This is a genomic window from Vibrio sp. 2134-1 (genome assembly GCF_033339495.1).
In genome coordinates this window covers 1-1425 of record NZ_JAWOUS010000081.1, presented here as the reverse complement: position 1 = coordinate 1425, position 1425 = coordinate 1, and the positions used below count along the sequence as shown (strand labels likewise).

The 1425-nt window shown below is 46.7% G+C and carries 1 protein-coding gene and 1 pseudogene; both read left to right on the top strand.

Going from position 1 to position 1425, the window contains the following annotated elements; genetic code table 11:
• A pseudogene (locus R7R78_RS23980) lies at nt 1-396 on the top strand (carbon starvation CstA 5TM domain-containing protein); the annotation flags it as partial.
• A gap of 145 nt (nt 397-541) precedes the next feature.
• Nucleotides 542-1425: LytS/YhcK type 5TM receptor domain-containing protein (locus R7R78_RS23975; protein ID WP_318119524.1), on the top strand; the 884-nt coding region annotated here is incomplete at its 3' end.

Sequence of the window (1425 nt, the reverse complement as noted above, 5' to 3'; positions counted from 1 at the left end):
AAAACACTACGTAACCGTCTACTAATGGCTGTGCCGCTATTCGTTATCGGTGGTGTGTTGACTCAAGTAGACTTTGGCATCATCTGGCGTTACTTCGGCTTCGCAAACCAAACAACCGCAGTAATGATGTTGTGGACTGCGTCAGCTTACATACTGCGTCACAACAAACTGCACTGGATTACAACTATCCCTGCAATGTTCATGACTACAGTGTGTGTAACTTTCATTCTGAACAACAGCTCACTAGGTTTCGGCCTACCAATGCAAGTGTCGACTATCGCGGGTGTCATCTTCTCCCTAGTCGTTACAGGTTACGTTATCAAAACCTCTAAAGGTAAAGGCGAATCTGAACTGGCGGATGAAGAAAAACCACAAGCAGTAACAGAAACTGCATAAGCCAACCTCATATTGACTGGTTAAGACAAGGAGCCTGCCGTTTGCAGGCTCTTTTTGTTTTATACCTAAATGACTTTAAAGGCCGATAAAACCTTGAGGTTGTTTAGGTATACAATAACAACATTAATTTCAGGTTAGGTTCGCTATGGAACTGGTTATCTCTCTCTTGCAGCAAATGTGTGTTTACTTAGTCTTGGCTTACATGCTGAGTAAAACACCCATCATCTTACCGCTACTGAGTATTTCGTCTCGCCTTAGCCATCGTTTGATTTGCTACGTGCTCTTTTCTGGCTTTTGTATCCTCGGGACGTACTTTGGCCTGCACATCAATGATGCAATCGCCAACACGCGTGCCATTGGCGCTGTCATGGGCGGGTTGTTCGGCGGGCCAGTAGTCGGTTTTGCTGTCGGCTTAACTGGCGGGATCCATCGTTATTCCCTTGGCGGCTTTACCGACCTAGCCTGTGCTATTTCAACCACTGCTGAAGGCGTGATTGGTGGCTTGTTACATGTCTACCTTATCAAACGCAACAAGGGCGCATTGCTGTTCAACCCAAGCGTGGTGTTCAGCGTGACATTTGTTGCCGAAGTTGTGCAGATGATTTTGTTGTTGGCGGTAGCCAAACCCTTCGACCAAGCCTACGAACTGGTGTCAGCGATTGCCGCTCCGATGATCATTGCCAACTCGTTCGGTGCCGCACTTTTCATGAGCATCCTACAAGATAGAAAAACCATTTTTGAAAAGTACTCCGCAACCTTTTCACGCCGCGCGCTTACCATCGCCGATCGCTCCGTAGGCATTTTGAGCAACGGTTTTAACACCGAGAATGCAGAAAAAATCGCTCGTATCATTTACGAAGAACCCAAGGTTGGCGCAGTTGCAATTACTGACCAAGAGAAGATTTTGGCGTTTGTCGGTATTGGCGATGACCACCATAGACCGAATACGCCTATTTCATCGCAAAGCACATTAGACTCCATGGAGAAAAACGACATCATCTACCTTGATGGTACAGAGCGTCCGTATCA